Source organism: Bacillus sp. 3255, assembly GCF_031456485.1.
Taxonomy (GTDB): Bacteria; Bacillota; Bacilli; order Paenibacillales; family NBRC-103111; genus Paenibacillus_E.
Genome location: NZ_JAVDUS010000004.1, coordinates 383,760 through 402,231 on the forward strand (window position 1 = coordinate 383,760; position 18,472 = coordinate 402,231).

The following is an 18,472-nucleotide window of genomic DNA, read 5'->3' on the forward strand; positions in this document are numbered from 1 at the left end:
GCGGATTGATAAAACCTGCAAGAGAATTATGGGTATTGCACGATCGGTAACCGCCTTATCGAAAATGAGTGCGCATTTCCGCCAAAAAGGCTGAAAACGCAGGTGTCATCAAAGCATCCTGGCGCCGGATGAATACCGTTGGGACTATGGCGTACTTGTCTTGAACATCGTGCAGACGAATTCGGCCTTGATGCGCCGCTTCTGCAACGAAGGAACGCGGCATCAGCGCGATGCCAAGCCCGGCTCCGACACAGCCGATGATCGTCTCGATGGATCCGAAATCCATGACTTTATCAGGGATGATCCCTTCTTCATCGAGCAGACGAATCAGTTTTGCACGGTAGGAACAACCGTTCGGGAAAGCAAGCAGCGTGCGTAATTCTACATCCTTAATGGAAGAGACAGGCGCGTGAGAGGTTGCTGTGAGGAGCACGAGTTCCTCGTCGATCACGGATTCTTGAACCAGTTCCGGATGCTCGACGGGACCGGCTACGAACGCACCGTTCAATTCATAGTGCAGCACGGCATGGATATGTTTCTCTGTCGGCCCGGTCGTTAATGTGAAATCGACATCCGGATAATCTCTATGATATTTGGTCAAAAGTATAGGTAAACGAACGGCCGCTGTCGTCTCCATCGATCCGATACGAAGCGGGCCGGTTGGAGCAGCGGAATCGCCGACAGCCATTCTGGCTTCCTGGACGATATGCAATATTTTTTCGGCATAATCGACGAGTATTTGGCCTGTTGGCGTGAGTGTGATGCCTCGACGATGCCGATAGAAGAGTGTCGTCTCTAAATCCGCTTCCAGCTGCTGTATTTTATGAGTGATGTTGGATTGGGCAAAATTTAGTTTGGATGCAGCTTTGGAGATGCTCCCTTCCTGAGCGGTTGTGTAGAATACCTTGAGCAACTGAAAATCCATCTTGACCTCCATAGATATTAAGAAATCATATTCTTTTTAGGATTAGATATCGATGATTGAGATATGCCATATCTCTAATCTGTATTATACATGATTACAGTATTCGTAGTATGATGATTTTGCAAAGCCGAACCGCGAGGGCTTGCCTGGCACGAAGCGCCAGATGGAAGCGAATCAGGCAGGGTTGACTTGCTATCTACTAAAAGGTAGAATGACGCCATGACAAAAACTAAACATACTTCCGAGCTTATTTTGGATACGGCTCAAGCGTTCGTTCAGGAATTCGGATTTAACGGTTTCAGCTATGCCCATATTGCAGCCAAAGTCGGGATACGCACAGCAAGTATCCATTATTATTTCCCGAATAAGGAGGATTTGGGGGAAGCTCTGATTGCTCGTTATCTCAAGAGCTTCATCGCTGCAAGTGCGCAAATCGATGCCGAGACGCAGAACCATCTGGAGAGATTACAGAAGTTCACTCTACTCTACAAAGATCCTGTGGAGGTCAATTGCACTTGTCTCAGCGTCATGCTTTCAACCGATTTGGCTACTTTATCGGAGAAAGTCAGAGAGGCATTAGCCCAATTCTTCGCCACGAGCTTAGCTTGGCTAGAACAAGTCTTCGAGAATGGGCGACGGGAAGGGCATCTGCATTATGAAGGCCATGCGGAGGTACAAGCCCATCAATTTCTTGCGGCGCTTCAAGGCGCTCAATTGCTTGCAAGAAGTTTTCGGGACCCGAACCGGTTTGACATGATCGCGAAAGGATTATTATCCGCTTTGACCTAATGGAAGGCGGATATTTTTCGGATTATAATCTACCTTTTAGTAGATAGAAAATGAAAGGAGGTGATAGTACCGATGATCTATGAACTGCGAATCTATGATATTCACCCAGGCAAGATGCAGGCTATTCTAGACAGATTTAAAGATCATGTGATTGGGTTGTTCACCAAGCATAACATGAAGATCGTTCAATTCTGGGAAGACTTGGACGAAACGAACAACCGACTGTATTATCTCGTGGAACATACCGATATGGAAACACGCAATCTTCATTATGACCGTTTCCGCAACGATCCGGAATGGTTGGAAGTAAGATGGCTATCCGAACTCGATGGGCCTCTGGTTAAGAAGCAAGAGAGTATTTATATGAAAACAACAGCACTTATCGAAAACTAATCTAAATTATGAATGGAGCAGATCAATATGAAAACATTAGTCATCGCAACACATCCAAGCATTGAAAATTCCCGTGTGAATCGCACATGGATAGAAGAATTGCGAAAGCATGATGATATCACGGTTCACGAATTATATAAGGCTTACCCCGATGAACAAATCGATATCGCCAAAGAACAGCAGCTCGTTGAAGCTCATGACCGGGTAATTTTCCAATTCCCGCTTTATTGGTACAGCACGCCGTTTTTACTTAAAAAGTGGTTTGACTCCGTCTTGCAATACGGCTGGGCTTTCGGTCCGGATGGCAATAAAACGTCAGGCAAAGAAATCGGCGCTGCAATCTCGACTTATGGCTCTGTGGAGTCCTATCAACCAACAGGGTCCAACCGGTTTACACTTCAAGAAATTTTGCGGCCGATTGAAGCGACTGCTCAATTCATCAACGCCAGCTACTTACCGCATTACGCTTTAAGCGATGTCTCGAACCTTACTGACGAGCGGTTAGCACAAAGCACAGCCGATTATATCCGGCATATCAAAACTGTGAAGCCCGTAACGGTTAATTCATAAGAGCTTGCATCGCTGGATGACTTGGAGTTGGCCGATGCGCACTAGCTCTAGTATGTCCACACGCTTCAGAAAGCATTATTCGTTGATCGAATGCAAAGCGAACCACAAATTAAATCTACCTATTAATAGGTAGTCAAAGGAGATTAACACCATGCGTATACAAGGTAAAGTAGCCGTTATTACAGGCGGAAGCAGCGGTATTGGCAAAGCAGCAGCGATAGAATTGGTGAAAGAGGGAGCGAACGTCGTCATTAACGGCCGCCGCGAACAAGCACTGATCGAAGCCGCGAAGGAAATTGATGCGACAGGCAAGCAGGTTGCTTATGTAGCCGGTGACATCTCAGACCCGCGCGTGGCGGACCGCTTAATTGACGAAGCGCTGTCTCGCTTTGGCCGAATAGATACACTGATCAACAATGCCGGTATTTTTATTTCGAAACCATTCACGGAATATACGGAAGAAGACTTCGAATCGGTATTGTCCATCAATGTCGTTGGATTCTTCCATATTACGCAGCGGGCTGTGAAAGAAATGTTGAAGACAGGCTCCGGGCATATCGTCAACATTACAGCCAGCGGAGTTGCCGCGCAGCCGATCAAAGCGGTGCCTGCACTGCTAGCCGCACTGACCAAAGGAGGACTGGCAACGGCTACGAAGTCTCTCGCAATCGAATATGCGGACAAGGGGATTCGTGTGAATGCTGTCGCTCCGGGAATTATCAAAACGCCGATGCATCCGCCTGTCACCCATGACTATCTGGCGAAATTGCACCCTGTCGGCCGGATGGGCGAAGAGCAGGATGTTGTCGACGCCATTCTTTATCTGGAAACAGCCAATTTCGTGACCGGAGAAATCGTTCATGTCGATGGCGGCCAAAACGCCGGCCAGTGGTAAACTGCACGGCATCCGGGAGATGCGTAAATCGATTCATATCGGTGAATCCTATGCGTATCACCGGACGCCGGCAGAAACATCGTTCCGAATAGGAGGAAGTCGTTATGTTATACGAACTGCGAATCTATGATGTAGTACCGGGACGCATGCAAGATTTGTTGGACAGGTTTAGCCATCATACGTTGGACCTTTTCAAGAAGCACCATATGAAGGTTACGAATTTCTGGGTGGATGCAGACGAATCGAGAAATAAACTGTATTATGTATTTGAACATGAGAATCGAGCTTCTCGCGAGCGCAATTTCCAGGCTTTCCTGGAGGATCGGGAGTGGCTTGACCTCGAAGAAAGAACGGAGCGTAACGGTCCGCTCTATGAGAAAATTGAAGTTATCTATATGAACAACGCTCCCTTTATGTAATCCGATTAAGCGAATTGAATGGAGGTGAGGTGTCAGATGACGATAACATTGGCAACGGATCTCTGCAAACTGTTTCAGATTCGTTATCCTGTCTTTCTGGCGGGGATGGCTGGAGGACCTGGAACAGCACGATTAGCGGCCGCCGTATCCAATGCCGGCGGGCTCGGGACGTTAGGTGCCGCATACATGGATCCGGATACGCTTCGCCACGCGATTCGGGAAATTCGTGAACGGACGAACGCGCCTTTCGGCGTCAATTTATTTGCTGACCGGACCCCCGACGACAATTCGAGACTTGCAGAAGGTCAGCGTGTACTCAACGGGATGAGAGGTGTTCTGGGTTTGCCCCATCCCCGTGAAGGAGAAGCGATTCGAACGCCGGACCACTTTGAACAGCAATTCGCCGTTGTGCGGGAAGAGAAGGTACCGGTGATCTCCACCGCGTTCGGCGTCCTCCCGAAGGAGATGACGGAGCAAGCCAAAGCTGCCGGCATGCGGATCGTCACTATGGTGACGACGGTGAATGAAGCGCTTCTTGCCGAGCAGGCAGGCAGCGACGCCATTGTAGCTCAGGGAAGCGAAGCCGGCGGACACCGCGGGACTTTCGATATTTCGGACCGCCCGATGGGCGCTACGATCGGCACGATGGCGTTAGTTCCACAGATTGCGGATCAGATCCGAATTCCCGTTATTGCCGCCGGAGGCATTATGGACGGCCGCGGGCTCGTCGCCGCACTTGCGTTAGGGGCACAGGGGGTTCAGCTCGGGACGCGCTTCCTGACCGCGGTTGAATCCGGAGCGCATCCCGCGTACCAGCATACATTACTCTCCAGCACGGAGGAAAGTACGGTTATCACGAATGTATTCTCAGGCCGCCCGGCCAGAGGGGTTGCCAATGCATTCATTCGACGCTGGGACGAGAGCGCAACCGAACCTCTACCGTTCCCAACGCAAAATACGGCGACGCGCGATATTAGGAATGCCGCGGCCAAGCAAAATAACCCTGAATACATGTCCTTATGGGCAGGACAAGGCTTGCGGATGCTTACCTCCGGTCAAACCGCGGAATCCATTGTCCGTGAGATCATTCAACAGGCGCAAGGGATCCTTCGTTAAACTTATGAATCGTACATAAAAGCAGTCCGATGAATCACTCGGACTGCTTTTATGCATTCGCATAGGTTTTACACCAATTGGCATAATAGCAGTGATTGTGTCAATCAGGAGGATCTTTCATGAAATGGTTCAGAAGGAGCAGCTTCAACTCATCCACCAGCACAGATAAGAATAACCCGATCCTGGAAGAAGACAATGAGCTGGAATTTACATCGGATCTTGAGCGCAACGAGAAGATGATTCAGGCGACATTTCAGCATTGTTCCGATTTGGTATGCCGCAGAATGGAAGTCCCCCAAAGCCTCGAATGCCTCATTGTTTATATAGATAGCTTAATTGATAAAAAAATGCTGGAAGATCAGGTCATCCAGCCGCTGCTGGCAAGCGGAAGCGTAGATACATTCATTTCCACAGGTATCGCAAGCTGTTCCGTCAAACTATCGGATACCGTTCGCAGCTTGCTGGAAGGTCATGCCGCAATTGCAGGGGCCGGGAGCAATCAGGTCGTAACGGTTTCGATTCCCGGCATCGCGAAAAGAAGTCTCGAAGAGCCGTCGTCCGAGCCGGTCATTCGCGGACCGCGGGACGGCTTCATCGAAAATATGTCAACCAACATAAGCCTGATCCGTGCCCGACTCAAAACTTCAAAATTAAAAGTCGAGTACTTCACGATAGGTAAGCTCTCCCAAACCAAAATTGCGATTACATACATAGAAGGTGTTGCGAAGCCATCTTTAGTCGATGAAGTGAAATCAAGGCTGAAGCCAATCCAGTTAGACGGTGTACTCGACTCCGGAAATATCGAAGAGTTCATTGAAGATCAGCCTTTTTCACCATTCCCTCAAGTCCAAAGCACCGAGCGGCCAGACGTCGTAACGGGAGAATTGCTCGAAGGCAAAGTGAGCCTGCTCGTTGATACGAGTCCATTTGCTCTAATCGTTCCGGTGACTTTCTGGGCAGGACTTCAGGCAAGTGAAGATTACTATATTCGTTGGCCGGTTGCAACGTTCGTCCGATGGATACGATTCCTCTTCATTAACTTTGCAATCCTTGCACCTCCCTTATATGTAGCTATTACGACCTACCACCAGGAGATGATTCCCACCAATCTTGTTCTGAGTATTGCCGGCTCGAGAGAAGACGTCCCATTCCCAGCGATGATCGAAGCGTTACTCATTGAAATTATCTTCGAAGCGCTGCGCGAAGCCGGGATTCGGCTGCCCAAACAGATCGGGCAAGCGATCAGTATCGTCGGAGGTTTAGTCATCGGGCAGGCAGCCGTTCAGGCGGGACTAATATCCGCTCCGGTAGTCATTATCGTATCCATCACGGGAATTTCCGCTTTTACGATTCCCCGATACAGCTTCGCCAATGGGATCCGCTTGCTTCGCTTTCCCATGTTATTCTTGGCGGGCACCCTTGGGCTCTATGGAATCGTATTAGGCTTTCTTGGCATCATGCTGCATGTTACTTCCCTTCGTTCCTTCGGAGTTCTCTATTTCTCGCCTGTCACCCCGCTTAAGCTGGCCGCCTTTAAGGATGTTTTCCTGCGAGTTCCGATTTGGGCTAAAGCCGCTTTAAGATCAGGGGGGAGAAGATGAAGCCGCTAAAATATGTACTCTTGATTAGTCTGTTCTTGGTTTCCGGCTGCTGGGACCGCACGGAAATTAATGATCTGGCTTTCGTGATGGGCACAGCCCTGGACTTGACGGACGATGGCAAGATTCTATGTTCACTCCAGATCGCCATCCCTTCGACTTCGGAAGCCGGAAAAAGCGGGGGAGGAGAAGGAAAGAAAAAAAATTATTTCATTATTGACGCTGCAGGAAAAAGCGGTAATGAAATTCATCGGATGCTGCAAAAGAAAAGCACACGCAGATTGTTCCTCTCACATCGCAGCTTCGTTTTTATTAGCGAACGTTTGGCCGGTTACGGGATTCAGGACGCGTTGGATATTTTCACTCACGATCCCCGGAATCGCTTGAAAACGTATCTCGTGGTGGTCAAAGGCGGAGAGGCCCGGAACATTCTGCAAATGAATTATCCGTTAAAGCAAGTGCCGATTGAAGCTGTGAAGGAGATTGAAATTTCAGGGGATGATATTACCGCAACATTGCGAGATTTTTATATCTCCTTTCTAAGCGAGGGAATTCACCCTGTAGTAGGCGCGATAGAGTTGGAGAATGACGCTCAAGACCCCGATAAACAAATCTTTCGGTTCGCCGGCGCCGCCGCATTCAAGCATCTGAAACTCTCCGGGATATTCGATGATAAAGAAACGATAGGACTCATGTGGGTGACGGACAAGCTGAGATTCAGCCGAATTACTGCCAATTTGCCGAAAGGCTCCGGGGAAGTCGGGATGATATTGAATCATGCTCGCAGCAAGATCAGTATGCAGACCGTCAATGACGCTGTGCAATTCCAAATCCAGCTGGATGGAATGGGAAGCTTGGCCGAGAACAATTCCTCTCTGAGCATTAACGATCCCAAGGATTTTGAAGTCATTCAGCAAGCGTTGGAAGCGGAGGCTAAGAAAATCGTTCAAGATTTCCTATACAAAATCCAAAAAAAATATAAAGTCGACTGTGTTGGCTTTGGTCAAGAAATTTACAAGAACGATCCTGATCGGTGGACGGCGATGAAAGATCAGTGGGATACCTTATTTCCCGGGACGGAGATATCGGTGAATGTAAATTTGACGATACAAGGATCAGGCATGGTGCATTCGACCTTTGAACTGCATAAGAAGGAGGATGAATAATGATTGGACAAATTGCCGTTTTTGTCATCTTCATACTTGGTTGGTCGATCTATAGAGCGGGCACTTGGTTAAATAAAAAACAGCCTAAAACGGCTGTCGTTTATTCTTGTTTGATGGGAGTGTGCATGATCCTAGGCATACTCGTCATCGCCCATGTTCAATTTCCAAACTTGACAATTCCTGTCCGAATGGTTTTCGAACCTGTCGGCAAACTCATTTTGCAGCAGTAATGCTCACAATCGAGACCCCTTCCAGCCTCTTTTGATTGTATCAATCATGAGCAGGAAGACAGGCAAGAGCAGTTGGGTCGAAATCGCGTAGCCCGGATAAGATAAACTTAGATAATTGGCCAAGTCGGTGGAGTAATTTTTAAAAACCAAAACAGACCCTAATACGGACAAGATCGTAATAGGAAGAACAATGTCCCGGTAGCTGACGAGATGAAATACTTGGCTTAAACTTAGACTAATAATAAAAAAGGTAACGGATATTTTGATGAAGCAGCCCATCACCCAAATAATAACAGCTAAGGCTTCCAGCCGTTCAAAGCTTCCTGTAAAACCGATATACTGGATGACGCTTAGCACCGGGAACGTCAGTTTCTCCGTCAAAGGGCCGAAAACCATAATTAAGGGGATCAGTGTAATTGCGAGAAGACCGGAAATCGATAACAAGGCGGAGTAGGCGGCTTTGACTTTTTTGTCCGGTTGATTTAAATAAGGGAAGAGCCAGCCTAAAATACAAAATTGGCATAGATACCCAGCGGGAAACACGGATCCCTGCAGAAGGGGAATGACCCCATTGCTCATCACAGGACGCAGCCGCTGCGGATCCGATTCTGTGAGCATCAGCAATAAGAGCGGAATCAATAAAACGATGATGAATAAAGCCAGGAACCCATTACATCTTGCTATGGATTCAATTCCCATATAAGAAGCCGCTCCGCATAAGAGGGCCAATGTCAGACTGATCACGATCGCAGGACTTCGATGAAGCAGAACCGTATTGATGAACTGTATATGTTGATTAAGAATGACGAAATCAAAATTAATCCAGTAATAAATAAAATAAAACCCTAAAAGAGTGCCGGCCCATTTGCCGATGATCCGTTGGCTGTACTGAATGATCGTCAGGCCAGGATACCGGTTCGCCAGAACGATCATAACCCAAATATTGATAGCTCCAATCAGAATGGCCGGGAAAATAGCGATCCAAGCATCTTGCTTCGAAAATGTGGCCATCAAACTCGGAATGACGAGTATAACGGTAGGAGCTATAAAGGAAAAAATTAATAAGCTTAATTGCGTTCCCGATATTTTATCAGCAGGCTGCATTCGCGTTTCTCCTTCGAAAATAGACTACCCCCAAGTATTCCCTTATTTGACTGGCTCATGCAAGGAGAACTACTTAGGATCGGTTGTCTATTCGTGTGAACGCGAACGCATATCGCTTGACCGGCAGACTAACTATCGAAGTCTATGAATCGTCCCGCTCGGTCAGCTTGCGCCGGATCTGACTCTCGTAATCAGTGAAGGCTTCCGATGCATGCCATCCGCGGTCGGACATCAGCGATTGATAGCGAAACCGCTTGGCTGACAGCTCGCGCTGAAGCTTCGTACGCTCCTTCTCATCCCGGCATACGGGGAGCAGATCCCCCAGCGTGATCATATCTTTGCGAAGCTGCATCTCCTCGGGCATCATTCCGGCATTCCTGAGCAGCTTGAACCCCACCCGAAGATCCTCGGGAACATTCCTTAATTCGTCAGGAGGGAGCGGTTGGCCGGCCCCAGGCAAATTGTCCAGTTCGCCGCGGCGAATGGCCTCGGCAATTCTCTCCTCAGCGATTGAGCGCACAAATTCCATTGCTTGATCAACTCCTCATCCCATCATTTTATCATAGAAATAGCCAGTGAGTCCTGCTATGTACAACAAAACAAGCTGCCGTATTTGCACGCTGCGGCAGCTTGTTCATCCGTGATCCTTTTAGAGGCTATTTCTGTTTCTTCTTCTTTCTGCTTCCATGATTCGGTTTGTTATCATCTTGCTGCTTGGCGTGTTTCTCTTGTTGCTGATCGTGCGTTGACATGATGATCGTCCCCTCTCTTTGTAAGTATGAATTGCACTATCTCTGATAGTGTGTGCAATTCATTAGGGAGGCTATGCAGGCACATGGCAGGTTATTGCGGCTGGAATGAAGCCTTCACAGCTTGGCGTTTCGCTGCGGTTGCTGCGAATTGAACGAAAATCATCACCACCACGATGACCATCATGACCACGACGGCGGAGGCGAAGCTGTCGGTGGCATCGTGGATTCTGCCGAGCATGAGAGGACCAGCGGCGCCGATGACATAGCCGGTCGATTGTGCCATAGCCGACCAGGAAGCAGCTTCTTGCGCATTCGTCGTGGCGTCGATCGGAAGAAGAAGGTTCAAGGGGAATAATCCACCAGCGCCGATTCCGATGAGCAGTGCGGCAACCGTAGGCTCAACCTTCAGCATCAGGAGAATGAGGCCGACGAGCTCCAACAAGGCAGAGACGACCAACCACAAGCGGCGTGACGGGAACCTCTTGAGCAGCAGCGGTATGAGCAGGCTGACCGGGATTTGAATAAGGACGAATAAAGTTAGCGCTGTCGCCGAATAGCTCTTGCTATATCCCATGCCTTGAATGATTTGCGGCAGCCATGCCGTAAACGAGTAGAACAACATCGCCATGAATCCGAAGGACAATGTCAGCATCCAGGCTTTGCCGTCCCCCCATGGCAGCTTAGGGCTGGACGTTCCCTTCGAACCACTCGCGTTCGCGGCATTCGGGCGAACGATGGACCACCAGAGTACGGCGGCCGCGATAGCGACGATAGCCCACGAAGCGAGCGAGTACTGCCAGGAGTTTAAATGGGTCTGCAGCGGACCGGACAACGCCGAACTGGACGCAGCCCCTAAAGTTAGGGCTACCGTATATACGGCGATCATCGAAGGGATCTGCTTGGGGAAATACTTTCTGATAAATCCGGCGAGCAGCGGGCCGATGATGGCGATTCCGATCCCGGCGACCAGCGCCGTAATGATAAAGAAGAAAACGGAATTCGTAAATACGCGAAGCGCCGTGCCGATTGCAATAATAATCAGCGACATGCCCATCACTTTCTCGATTCCCCACCTGCCGCCTGCCTTCACGGCTAACGGGGAGAAGAGTCCCATGCACAGCACGGGAATGGAGGTGAGCAGGCTGGCGACAGAACCGCTCATGCCGAGGTCCGCCCGGATGTTGTCCAGCAGGGGCGCAATGGAGTTGATCGCCGGACGCAAGTTGAGCGAAGCGACGAATAAAGCTACTGCGATAAGATATTGTTTTTTCATGGCCATTACTCCCGTTCTAGTATCATTGCCTTAACCTGATTCACGTATCGGTTACCGGTGAACAAATCTTACTTGATGAACAAATATTTATCAATTATATTGAATTTATAATTATCATTTAAAATACAAATGATTCGGGACGATTTCTGTTTATAGAGAGGTAAGGACATATGGAGCTAAGGCAGTTGGAATATTTCATGGCAGTGTGCGAGGAGCTGCACTTCACGAAAGCAGCGGAGAGAATCGGAATCTCTCAACCGAATTTGAGTTTGTCAATTAAAGCGCTGGAAGAAGAAATCGGCATGCCGCTTTTTGACCGGATCGGCAAACGGATCGAGTTGACCGACGCTGGCGCCGTTCTGAAAAAGCACGCCAAAATGATGCTGCAAAACCTCAGCAATGCACGCCAAGAGATGGACGATCTGTATCATCAGAAAGGAGGGAGCTTGAGTATCGGGGCTCTGCCGTCGGAATTAGATTACCGCCTTACTCCGATGTTTATCCGATTCTTCCAGCGCTATCCGAACATCCGGCTGAAGATCGTCTCGGAAGTCAATGTAACCGGACTCGTACTAAACACGGATACGGATATCGGAATTGCGGTAAAGCCTCTGCATGATCCGCGGCTTGTCATTCGTCCATTATCCCGGGAAGAATATGGTATTGCCGTTTCCAAAAATCATGAACTGGCTCAGGCCGATTCGGTTGCTTTGGCTGATCTGCAGTCACTGCCGATTATCTTGTATCCTAAAGGGTTATGGGGGAGAGACTTCTTGGAGAATTGGTGCCGGCAGTACGGCATCCAACTGAATGTGGTGGTCGAGACGAGCTCCAATCCGTCCATCTTTCATTTCGTCAAGGCGAATATCGGCGTAGGCATCGTGGCCAACTCGCTGCTGGAGTCCATTGATAGCCTGGACCTCCGTTTCCTCCCGATCCGGGATTATCCGCCTGTGAGGGAGATGAGCATCGTGTACCGATCGGATAAGTATCTGAATCACGCGGCGCGTGCTTTTATCCATTTCGCTGAGGAGCATCTGAAGTAGTTCAAGAGCCAACCCCATAAGGGTTGGCTCTTATTTATGATTTGCAGCTTAGATGTAGTCCCGTCCACCGTCAGTTTCCGTATAGATCGAAATGAGTACGATGGCCGTATCCGTTCCAATGTTCCGTACGACATGCGGAGTACAGGCATTCCAACTAAACGAATCGCCTTCCGTGAATTCAGCCGAGTCCTCACCTTGCTCCGCATAGATCCTGCCTTGAATGACCAAATGAACCTCTTCGCCTTCATGGGCATGAGGAGCGTCTCCTGTGGAAGTTCCGGGAGGAAATTCCACGAGCATCATTCTTACATTTTTGGTAGAACTCAAGTGTTCCACCTTCAGATGATCCGAACCGCTTGTCGTCATGCTGCGTTCATCCTTGCGAACGATACGCATGCGGTCTTCTTTCTTCAGAAGCAAATAAGCCAAAGGAACGTTCAAAGCCTGCGCGATGTTTTCCAGAGTCGAGATGGAGGGGGAGGTTTTATTCGTTTCAACCTGACTCATGAATCCCTGGGACAGGCCGGTTTCTTCGCAGATTTGCGCAATTGTGATATTTTTCCGCTTCCGAATCGCTCGTATTGTGGACCCGATATCCATCATATGCACCTCTTGAATATTTGTAATACTAATTATAGTTCTATATTAACAATTTTTCTATTGACACGTCAAACGTCTTTGTATTACATTACTTTTATGAAACTAATTTCTCTATGACTAATATTTATTATAAATAAAGAGGTGATTCATTTGAATCCGATGTATCATTATGACATTCATCTGCCGTCCAACTATGACAAGGACAAGAAATACCCGGTTGTTTTCACCTTGCACGGCAAAGGCTCCAATGAAAGCAATATGTTCGGTCTGGTCGCTCCGTTGGCAGATGACTTCATCCTTATCGGTATTCGCGGCAACCTGCCGCTCGGTGCGGGCTTCCAGTACTATGAGTTGAAAAGTCTGGGCAATCCAATTCGGGAACTGTTCGACGAAGCGGTTAACCGGCTCGAGGCGTTCATTCACTACGCGACTCAGAAGTATCCCATTGATGAGAACAGACGATTCTTATTAGGGTTCAGCCAAGGCGCCATTCTATCCATGACACTTGCGCTTACGATGGGGGATCAGTTGAAAGGAATCGTTGCGTTGAATGGGTATGTACCTGAATTCGTGAAGAGGGAATATTCGCTGCGAAGTGTGAAGGATGTCTCCGTATTTGTCTCCCATGGCGAATATGATTCCGTCTTCCCCGTACGGATCGGTCACGAAACAGCAGCCTTCTTCAAGGAACAGACACCGCTTCTTACATTCAACATCTATCCTTCGGACCACGGCGTAACGGAGCAGAACCAGCTGGATGTGCTGGAATGGCTGAAGCATACTGCCGATATAATGACAAATGAGGAGTGAGAACCCTATGATGCCTTCCTATTTTTTCGCACACGGCGCACCGTCTATCGTGCTTGAGGACAACGCCTACACGCAATTGCTCAAAAATTTTCACCAACACACGCCTAGACCGAAAGGGATCGTACTGTTCTCCGCACACTGGGAGGAGCAAGTCCAAAGAGTCAGTGCCGCTGATACGTATGAAACCATTTATGATTTCGGTGGTTTTCAGGATGAGCTTTACGAGATGACATACCCGGCACGAAGCGACCGTTCGCTGAGCGAGCAGGTGCAATCGCTGTTACTCCAACACGGCGTTCCGAGCGTCGCGGATGAGAAGCGGGGGCTCGATCACGGGGCTTGGGCTGTGCTGAAGTTGTTGTATCCGGATGCAGATATTCCGGTTACCGCACTGTCCGTTAACCGCTATCTCTCGAATGAGCAGCAATATCAAACAGGCAGGGCATTGGCGGAGCTAAGGGAGCAGGATGTCCTAATCATCGGCAGCGGAGGTACGGTTCATAATTTAAGGAAATTGAAATGGCAAGCCGAAGGTGTCGATACGTGGGCGGAAGCGTTCGATAACTGGCTCCAAAGCAAGCTGGAGTCCTGGGATACAGAGGCGCTGTTTCAATATCGTGAGCTGGCCCCGCACGCCCTCGAAGCGGTGCCGACCAATGAACATTTCATTCCGCTTCTGCTCGCTATGGGAAGCGGAGACTCCAATCGGCATGCGGAACTGATTCATCGAAGCTATCAATACGGCAACCTCAGTTTAAGCTGCTGGAAATTTAATTAAATATGAATGAGAGAGGGCGGACGGATGATATCCGCGGTTAGAACAGCCATGGAGAGGATCGCGCTCTTCTCCATGGCTGCTGTTTATATCGTGCAGCAGTTGACTCATCTGAAGGTTCTAACTTCGGTGCTGGGGGGGCTGGTCTTTGTGGCCATCGCCGTGATGCTGCCGAAGCTTAAGGGGTTAACCCGTTGGTTAACGATCTCTTTTCTCGTTGTCGGAACGGTTCTCATGCTGATTCAGAAAGCCGAGCCTAAGGTATGGTTCGAAGCAGCGGGAATCAATGTGACGATCGTTACCCTATTTATGTTTGCGCCGCTGTTTGGGATTCCCGTACGGCTGCCTGCCTACGTCGAATCCCTGAAGCGATTCTACGAAGCCAACTTTCGAAGCCGAACAGCGCTATTCATGGGCACACAAATGCTTACGCAGATTATGGGCGTGTTCATCAACGTGGGCTCGATCCCTGTCGTGTACCAAATGGTCTTCGTCAACCCGCAGCCCAAGATGTCTCGGCTCCTCGCCAATGCGCTTAACCGTGGATTCGCGGGGGCTATTCTATGGTCGCCGTATTTCGCGGCGATGACATTAGTGACCTCAGCGCTTGCGCTGTCTTGGTCAGCCGTACTGCCCTATTTGCTGGGATTAGCGATCTTGAGTCTTGTCGTAAGCTGGGCGTTGGATTTCCGCGAGCTGCGTCAGGTGGAGAAGGATGTTCAGCCAGAGGCGGATACGGCGCATAAGAAAGCAGCTTTTCCTGTGGGGCTCGGTCTATATTTAATGACGGCGATACTTGCCATTCTTTTGTTGGAGCGGTGGGTTGAACTACCAATGGTGATGTTAATATGTATAGCGGCAGTTCTATTCCCGCTCATCTGGTGCTTGGCTGCAAGGGCGAAGGATGTCTACTTGGAAGGATTGAAGAATCATCTTAACGTCACATTTCCCGCCTTGCAGAAAGAAATCACCTTGTTCATGGCCGCAGGCTTCTTCAGCGGAGCGATCGGGATAACGAAGTTCGGCGCCGCGGTCCCGGCACTGCTAGCACAAATACCGCTGCCGGTATTTTTATCATTTTCGCTATTTACGGTGCTTCTCATTGCAGGTACATCGTTCATCGGACTTCATCCGATTGTGCCGGTCACTATCCTTGTCAGCGGCATTGATCCGGTTAGCGTTCACATCAGCCCTGTCTATTTCGCCGTACTGCTGCTGGGAAGCTGGAGCTTGTCCAATCCCATCTCGCCGGCTTCGGCCGTGAACAATTTGCTGGCAGGATTGTTTCATAAGCCTGTGTTTGAAATGGCGAAGCCGAATTATAAATTTGCCGGGGGGATGGCGGTTACGCTGATCCTTTTCCTGTTGACCGTTATGTTGCTGAAATAGGACCTCAATAAGAAAATATAAGAACCCCTAATGCATTTATTAAAGCAGCCCTCCTCGGGCTGTTTTTTTGCGAGCCGCATTAAAGTGTTGTCATAATGATTACAGTTATGGTAGGATGGAAGGCAGACTCACCGCTTCAAAATTTAAGGGCCTGCTGATCAGGTACTCCAAATCATGGAGTAAGCGGCATATAGAGAAGACGAGTCGTTGATACGGAAAGAAGAAGAGGAGATTCATACGATTATGACGAACAAGAACAATCCGCCCGCGTTCAGGCTGGCTTTGCTGCTCGGTATTTTTTCCATGCTGGGGCCATTTACGATCGATATGTATTTACCGGCGTTCCCGGAGATAGTGAACCAATTCGGTACGACGGCTTCACTCGTGCAGCTTAGCTTGACCTCTTGTTTACTTGGATTAGGCATCGGCCAGCTCGTCATGGGCTCGCTCAGCGACGTGTATGGCAGACGCAATCCGCTGCTGATCTCCATGGCCTTCTATGTCGTGGCCGGTCTAGCATGCGCAATCTCGCCGAATATTTGGCTGCTAATTGCATCCAGGTTCGTGCAAGGCTTTGCCGCTTCGGCAGGCATAGTCATCTCCCGCGCAATCGCACGAGACTTATATAGCGGACACGAACTCACCAAATTTTTCTCGCTGCTTTTGCTGGTCGGTAATTTGGGTCCGCTAGTGGCACCGGTAACCGGCAGCGGCGTTCTCAAATTCACTTCCTGGGTCGGCGTTTTTATTGCACTGACATTGCTGGGAATTTTCCTGCTGGCGGTAACCAAATGGCAGCTGCAGGAGTCACTGCCGCTTGAGCGCCGGAGACCCAGCAATTTCACCGAACAGCTGCGGAATTACGGATCGCTCTTCCGGGACCGCCAGTTCATGGGGTATATGCTGGCACAGGGCATCATGATTGCAGGGGTGTTTGCCTATGTATCGGGAACCCCCTTTATTTATCAAAATATTTATGGCGTTTCGCCGACCGTATTCGCCCTCTTATTCGGTTCGAACGGCGTCAGTCTGATCATCGGCTCCCAAATCGTCGGACGGATGACGCATCGCGTATCCGAGCAAGCTTTCCTATTGTTCGGCCTATGTCTTGCCGCTTTGGCGAGCATCACGGTCTTGATCGTGGCGTTCGTCCATGGACCGCTAGTGGCAATCGTTATTCCGTTATTCTTCTTCGTAGCGGCAATCGGCATTACGTCAACGGCTGCATTCCCGCTAGCTATGGAGAGTCAGGGGCATATGGCAGGCAGTGCGGCTGCGCTGCTCGGCGTCGTTCCCTTCCTGCTCGGCGCGGTGGTCTCACCGCTAGTCGGTATCGCGGGGGAAGACACGGCCGTTCCGTTAGGTGTGATTATTTTGTTGACGAGTGCCGCAGCGATGTTGGCTTACTTCGTTCTGGTAAGGAGACGTACCATCAAAGCGGCTAAAGCAGGGAAAGCTGTTACGAATTAATAAACGTACAGAAAGCAGATCGCCAGAGGCGTCTGCTTTTTTTTGGTGTGCCGCGCATGGCGGTTAACTAGGTGGTGAAAGTCCACTATGGGGGTTTGTAGTTACCAACCATTAGCCAAGAGCAAGGGTGTCCACCGTGAGGTGGAATCTGAAGGAAGCTGGAGGCAAAACTCCGACCCAAGGAACACGAACATGATCAGGCATAAGGTATGGGATGAGTTTGCCAAACAAAACGAAGTCCAATCAACTACACGGACATACCAATGTAAATGATGTGGGTACATGGAGGGAAAGTGAACCGTCTTACCGTGGGAGATCTCATGGACGTGAGTAGATGCACCTCAAATCACGGTTGAAACAAGATTTACCATGAGAAGTCAGCAGACGCCATAGTACCTCGAATCGTCGACAATTCGGGGGAAGGGCTGAACCTTAGGAGGTGGTAGTCAATGAATGGTACCAAATCAGGAGCGAAGTACAGCCAACTTCCAAGAAAGGAAGGCTCCGCGCAGAAGAATAGTACGGAATACGAAGGATATGCGGGAGCGTACATTCCTGAAAGGATAACTGAAAACAACACCACCAACGCAAACGAGTCAAAGAAGGAACTGTTGGAGGAAATTGTGAGCAATAGTAACCTGAATGAAGCATTCAAGAGGGTGAAAGCAAACAAAGGCTCTCATGGAATCGATGGGATGAAAGTAGATGAACTTCTGCAATACCTCAAAGAAAACGGAGAGTCACTCAAACAGTCCATTCTGGACGGAAAATACCGCCCTAATCCCGTTCGAAGGGTGGAAATACCCAAAGAGAACGGAAAGAAAAGAAATCTTGGAATACCAACGGTGGTAGATCGAGTTGTTCAACAGGCAATCGCTCAGGTTCTTACACCGATCTATGAGAAGCAGTTCTCGGAAAACAGTTTTGGCTTTCGTCCTAAGCGGAGTGCACACGATGCGATCAGGAAAAGTAAGAGGAACATACAGGAAGGGTATAAATACGTGGTCGACATGGATCTAGAGAAATACTTCGACACCGTAAATCAAAGTAAACTCGTCGAAGTATTATCGAGAACCATTAAGGATGGACGAGTGGTCTCGCTCATACACAAGTACCTGAAATCTGGCGCCATTGTGAAGCAAAGTTTTGAGG

The 18,472-nt window shown here is 49.2% G+C and carries 20 protein-coding genes; 15 read left to right on the forward strand and 5 right to left on the reverse strand.

Features of this window, described 5'->3' with window-relative positions; genetic code table 11:
* Positions 1-55: 55 nt before the first annotated feature.
* A complete protein-coding gene (locus J2X61_RS08640; RefSeq protein ID WP_310187343.1) occupies positions 56-925 on the reverse strand; it encodes a LysR family transcriptional regulator in 870 nt (289 codons plus the stop codon).
* Between the two features lie 219 nt (positions 926-1,144).
* Here J2X61_RS08640 and J2X61_RS08645 point away from each other — a divergent pair, with 219 nt between their 5' ends.
* From J2X61_RS08645 to J2X61_RS08685, 9 genes are all read left to right on the forward strand, one after another.
* A complete protein-coding gene (locus J2X61_RS08645; protein ID WP_310187345.1) occupies positions 1,145-1,714 on the forward strand; it encodes a TetR/AcrR family transcriptional regulator in 570 nt (189 codons plus the stop codon).
* Between the two features lie 72 nt (positions 1,715-1,786).
* Positions 1,787-2,107, forward strand: coding sequence for an NIPSNAP family protein (locus J2X61_RS08650; protein WP_310187348.1), 321 nt, complete (start codon positions 1,787-1,789; stop codon positions 2,105-2,107).
* Between the two features lie 27 nt (positions 2,108-2,134).
* The gene (locus tag J2X61_RS08655) at positions 2,135-2,677 is read left to right on the forward strand and encodes an NAD(P)H-dependent oxidoreductase (RefSeq protein WP_310187351.1); all 543 of its coding nucleotides are present in this window, start codon (positions 2,135-2,137) and stop codon (positions 2,675-2,677) included.
* Between the two features lie 151 nt (positions 2,678-2,828).
* The gene (locus J2X61_RS08660) at positions 2,829-3,572 is read left to right on the forward strand and encodes an SDR family NAD(P)-dependent oxidoreductase (RefSeq protein ID WP_310187353.1); all 744 of its coding nucleotides are present in this window, start codon (positions 2,829-2,831) and stop codon (positions 3,570-3,572) included.
* A gap of 104 nt (positions 3,573-3,676) precedes the next feature.
* Positions 3,677-3,991, forward strand: coding sequence for an NIPSNAP family protein (locus J2X61_RS08665; protein ID WP_310187356.1), 315 nt, complete (start codon positions 3,677-3,679; stop codon positions 3,989-3,991).
* Positions 3,992-4,027: 36 nt separating this feature from the next.
* Entirely contained in the window at positions 4,028-5,107 is a 1,080-nt protein-coding gene (locus tag J2X61_RS08670) for an NAD(P)H-dependent flavin oxidoreductase (RefSeq protein WP_310187358.1), read from the forward strand.
* Between the two features lie 119 nt (positions 5,108-5,226).
* Entirely contained in the window at positions 5,227-6,708 is a 1,482-nt protein-coding gene (locus J2X61_RS08675) for a spore germination protein (protein WP_310187361.1), read from the forward strand.
* Positions 6,705-7,871 carry a Ger(x)C family spore germination protein gene (locus J2X61_RS08680; protein WP_274468924.1) on the forward strand — a complete coding sequence of 389 codons (1,167 nt, stop codon included), beginning with the start codon at positions 6,705-6,707 and terminating at the stop codon, positions 7,869-7,871. The genes J2X61_RS08675 and J2X61_RS08680 overlap by 4 nt, the downstream gene beginning before the upstream one ends.
* Positions 7,871-8,101, forward strand: coding sequence for a hypothetical protein (locus tag J2X61_RS08685; RefSeq protein WP_274468926.1), 231 nt, complete (start codon positions 7,871-7,873; stop codon positions 8,099-8,101). Before J2X61_RS08680 ends, J2X61_RS08685 begins: the two co-directional genes overlap by 1 nt.
* 3 nt (positions 8,102-8,104) lie before the next feature.
* On the opposite strand, the gene J2X61_RS08690 is transcribed toward J2X61_RS08685, so the two are convergent.
* The 3 genes from J2X61_RS08690 to J2X61_RS08700 form a co-directional block, all read right to left on the reverse strand.
* On the reverse strand, positions 8,105-9,205 hold the full coding sequence (locus tag J2X61_RS08690) for a GerAB/ArcD/ProY family transporter (protein ID WP_310187366.1): 1,101 nt from the start codon (positions 9,203-9,205) through the stop codon (positions 8,105-8,107).
* 142 nt (positions 9,206-9,347) lie between these two features.
* Complete coding sequence (locus J2X61_RS08695) at positions 9,348-9,734, reverse strand: DnaJ family domain-containing protein (RefSeq protein ID WP_310187369.1); 387 nt, start codon at positions 9,732-9,734, stop codon at positions 9,348-9,350.
* A gap of 314 nt (positions 9,735-10,048) precedes the next feature.
* Positions 10,049-11,230: an MFS transporter gene (locus J2X61_RS08700; RefSeq protein ID WP_310187371.1), complete on the reverse strand. Its 1,182-nt coding sequence runs from the start codon at positions 11,228-11,230 to the stop codon at positions 10,049-10,051.
* Positions 11,231-11,400: 170 nt separating this feature from the next.
* Here J2X61_RS08700 and J2X61_RS08705 point away from each other — a divergent pair, with 170 nt between their 5' ends.
* Positions 11,401-12,276 carry a LysR family transcriptional regulator gene (locus J2X61_RS08705; RefSeq protein WP_310187375.1) on the forward strand — a complete coding sequence of 292 codons (876 nt, stop codon included), beginning with the start codon at positions 11,401-11,403 and terminating at the stop codon, positions 12,274-12,276.
* Between the two features lie 48 nt (positions 12,277-12,324).
* Here the strand turns inward: J2X61_RS08705 and J2X61_RS08710 are convergent, their stop codons facing one another.
* Positions 12,325-12,876 (reverse strand): helix-turn-helix domain-containing protein, encoded by a 552-nt coding sequence (locus J2X61_RS08710; protein ID WP_310187377.1) that lies wholly within the window; start codon positions 12,874-12,876, stop codon positions 12,325-12,327.
* Between the two features lie 159 nt (positions 12,877-13,035).
* Here J2X61_RS08710 and J2X61_RS08715 point away from each other — a divergent pair, with 159 nt between their 5' ends.
* The 5 genes from J2X61_RS08715 to J2X61_RS08735 all read left to right on the forward strand — a co-directional run.
* A complete protein-coding gene (locus J2X61_RS08715) occupies positions 13,036-13,686 on the forward strand; it encodes an alpha/beta hydrolase (RefSeq protein WP_310187410.1) in 651 nt (216 codons plus the stop codon).
* A gap of 7 nt (positions 13,687-13,693) precedes the next feature.
* The gene (locus tag J2X61_RS08720) at positions 13,694-14,464 is read left to right on the forward strand and encodes a DODA-type extradiol aromatic ring-opening family dioxygenase (RefSeq protein ID WP_310187380.1); all 771 of its coding nucleotides are present in this window, start codon (positions 13,694-13,696) and stop codon (positions 14,462-14,464) included.
* Between the two features lie 48 nt (positions 14,465-14,512).
* Positions 14,513-15,850 carry a hypothetical protein gene (locus tag J2X61_RS08725; protein ID WP_310187383.1) on the forward strand — a complete coding sequence of 446 codons (1,338 nt, stop codon included), beginning with the start codon at positions 14,513-14,515 and terminating at the stop codon, positions 15,848-15,850.
* Between the two features lie 243 nt (positions 15,851-16,093).
* Positions 16,094-17,320 carry a multidrug effflux MFS transporter gene (locus J2X61_RS08730; RefSeq protein WP_274469329.1) on the forward strand — a complete coding sequence of 409 codons (1,227 nt, stop codon included), beginning with the start codon at positions 16,094-16,096 and terminating at the stop codon, positions 17,318-17,320.
* Between the two features lie 449 nt (positions 17,321-17,769).
* Positions 17,770-18,472, forward strand: a 703-nt coding sequence (locus tag J2X61_RS08735) for a reverse transcriptase domain-containing protein (RefSeq protein WP_310187387.1), incomplete at its 3' end; no start/stop codon positions are given.

Excerpts from the sequence above, each read along its gene's own strand:
- J2X61_RS08640 (WP_310187343.1), bottom strand. The coding sequence starts at position 925 with ATGGATTTTCAGTTGCTCAAGGTATTCTACACAACCGCTCAGGAAGGG.
- J2X61_RS08645 (WP_310187345.1), top strand. The coding sequence starts at position 1,145 with ATGACAAAAACTAAACATACTTCCGAGCTTATTTTGGATACGGCTCAA.
- J2X61_RS08650 (WP_310187348.1), top strand. The coding sequence starts at position 1,787 with ATGATCTATGAACTGCGAATCTATGATATTCACCCAGGCAAGATGCAG.
- J2X61_RS08655 (WP_310187351.1), top strand. The coding sequence starts at position 2,135 with ATGAAAACATTAGTCATCGCAACACATCCAAGCATTGAAAATTCCCGT.
- J2X61_RS08660 (WP_310187353.1), top strand. The coding sequence starts at position 2,829 with ATGCGTATACAAGGTAAAGTAGCCGTTATTACAGGCGGAAGCAGCGGT.
- J2X61_RS08665 (WP_310187356.1), top strand. The coding sequence starts at position 3,677 with ATGTTATACGAACTGCGAATCTATGATGTAGTACCGGGACGCATGCAA.
- J2X61_RS08670 (WP_310187358.1), top strand. The coding sequence starts at position 4,028 with ATGACGATAACATTGGCAACGGATCTCTGCAAACTGTTTCAGATTCGT.
- J2X61_RS08675 (WP_310187361.1), top strand. The coding sequence starts at position 5,227 with ATGAAATGGTTCAGAAGGAGCAGCTTCAACTCATCCACCAGCACAGAT.
- J2X61_RS08680 (WP_274468924.1), top strand. The coding sequence starts at position 6,705 with ATGAAGCCGCTAAAATATGTACTCTTGATTAGTCTGTTCTTGGTTTCC.
- J2X61_RS08685 (WP_274468926.1), top strand. The coding sequence starts at position 7,871 with ATGATTGGACAAATTGCCGTTTTTGTCATCTTCATACTTGGTTGGTCG.
- J2X61_RS08690 (WP_310187366.1), bottom strand. The coding sequence starts at position 9,205 with ATGCAGCCTGCTGATAAAATATCGGGAACGCAATTAAGCTTATTAATT.
- J2X61_RS08695 (WP_310187369.1), bottom strand. The coding sequence starts at position 9,734 with ATGGAATTTGTGCGCTCAATCGCTGAGGAGAGAATTGCCGAGGCCATT.
- J2X61_RS08700 (WP_310187371.1), bottom strand. The coding sequence starts at position 11,230 with ATGAAAAAACAATATCTTATCGCAGTAGCTTTATTCGTCGCTTCGCTC.
- J2X61_RS08705 (WP_310187375.1), top strand. The coding sequence starts at position 11,401 with ATGGAGCTAAGGCAGTTGGAATATTTCATGGCAGTGTGCGAGGAGCTG.
- J2X61_RS08710 (WP_310187377.1), bottom strand. The coding sequence starts at position 12,876 with ATGGATATCGGGTCCACAATACGAGCGATTCGGAAGCGGAAAAATATC.
- J2X61_RS08715 (WP_310187410.1), top strand. The coding sequence starts at position 13,036 with ATGTATCATTATGACATTCATCTGCCGTCCAACTATGACAAGGACAAG.
- J2X61_RS08720 (WP_310187380.1), top strand. The coding sequence starts at position 13,694 with ATGATGCCTTCCTATTTTTTCGCACACGGCGCACCGTCTATCGTGCTT.
- J2X61_RS08725 (WP_310187383.1), top strand. The coding sequence starts at position 14,513 with ATGGAGAGGATCGCGCTCTTCTCCATGGCTGCTGTTTATATCGTGCAG.
- J2X61_RS08730 (WP_274469329.1), top strand. The coding sequence starts at position 16,094 with ATGACGAACAAGAACAATCCGCCCGCGTTCAGGCTGGCTTTGCTGCTC.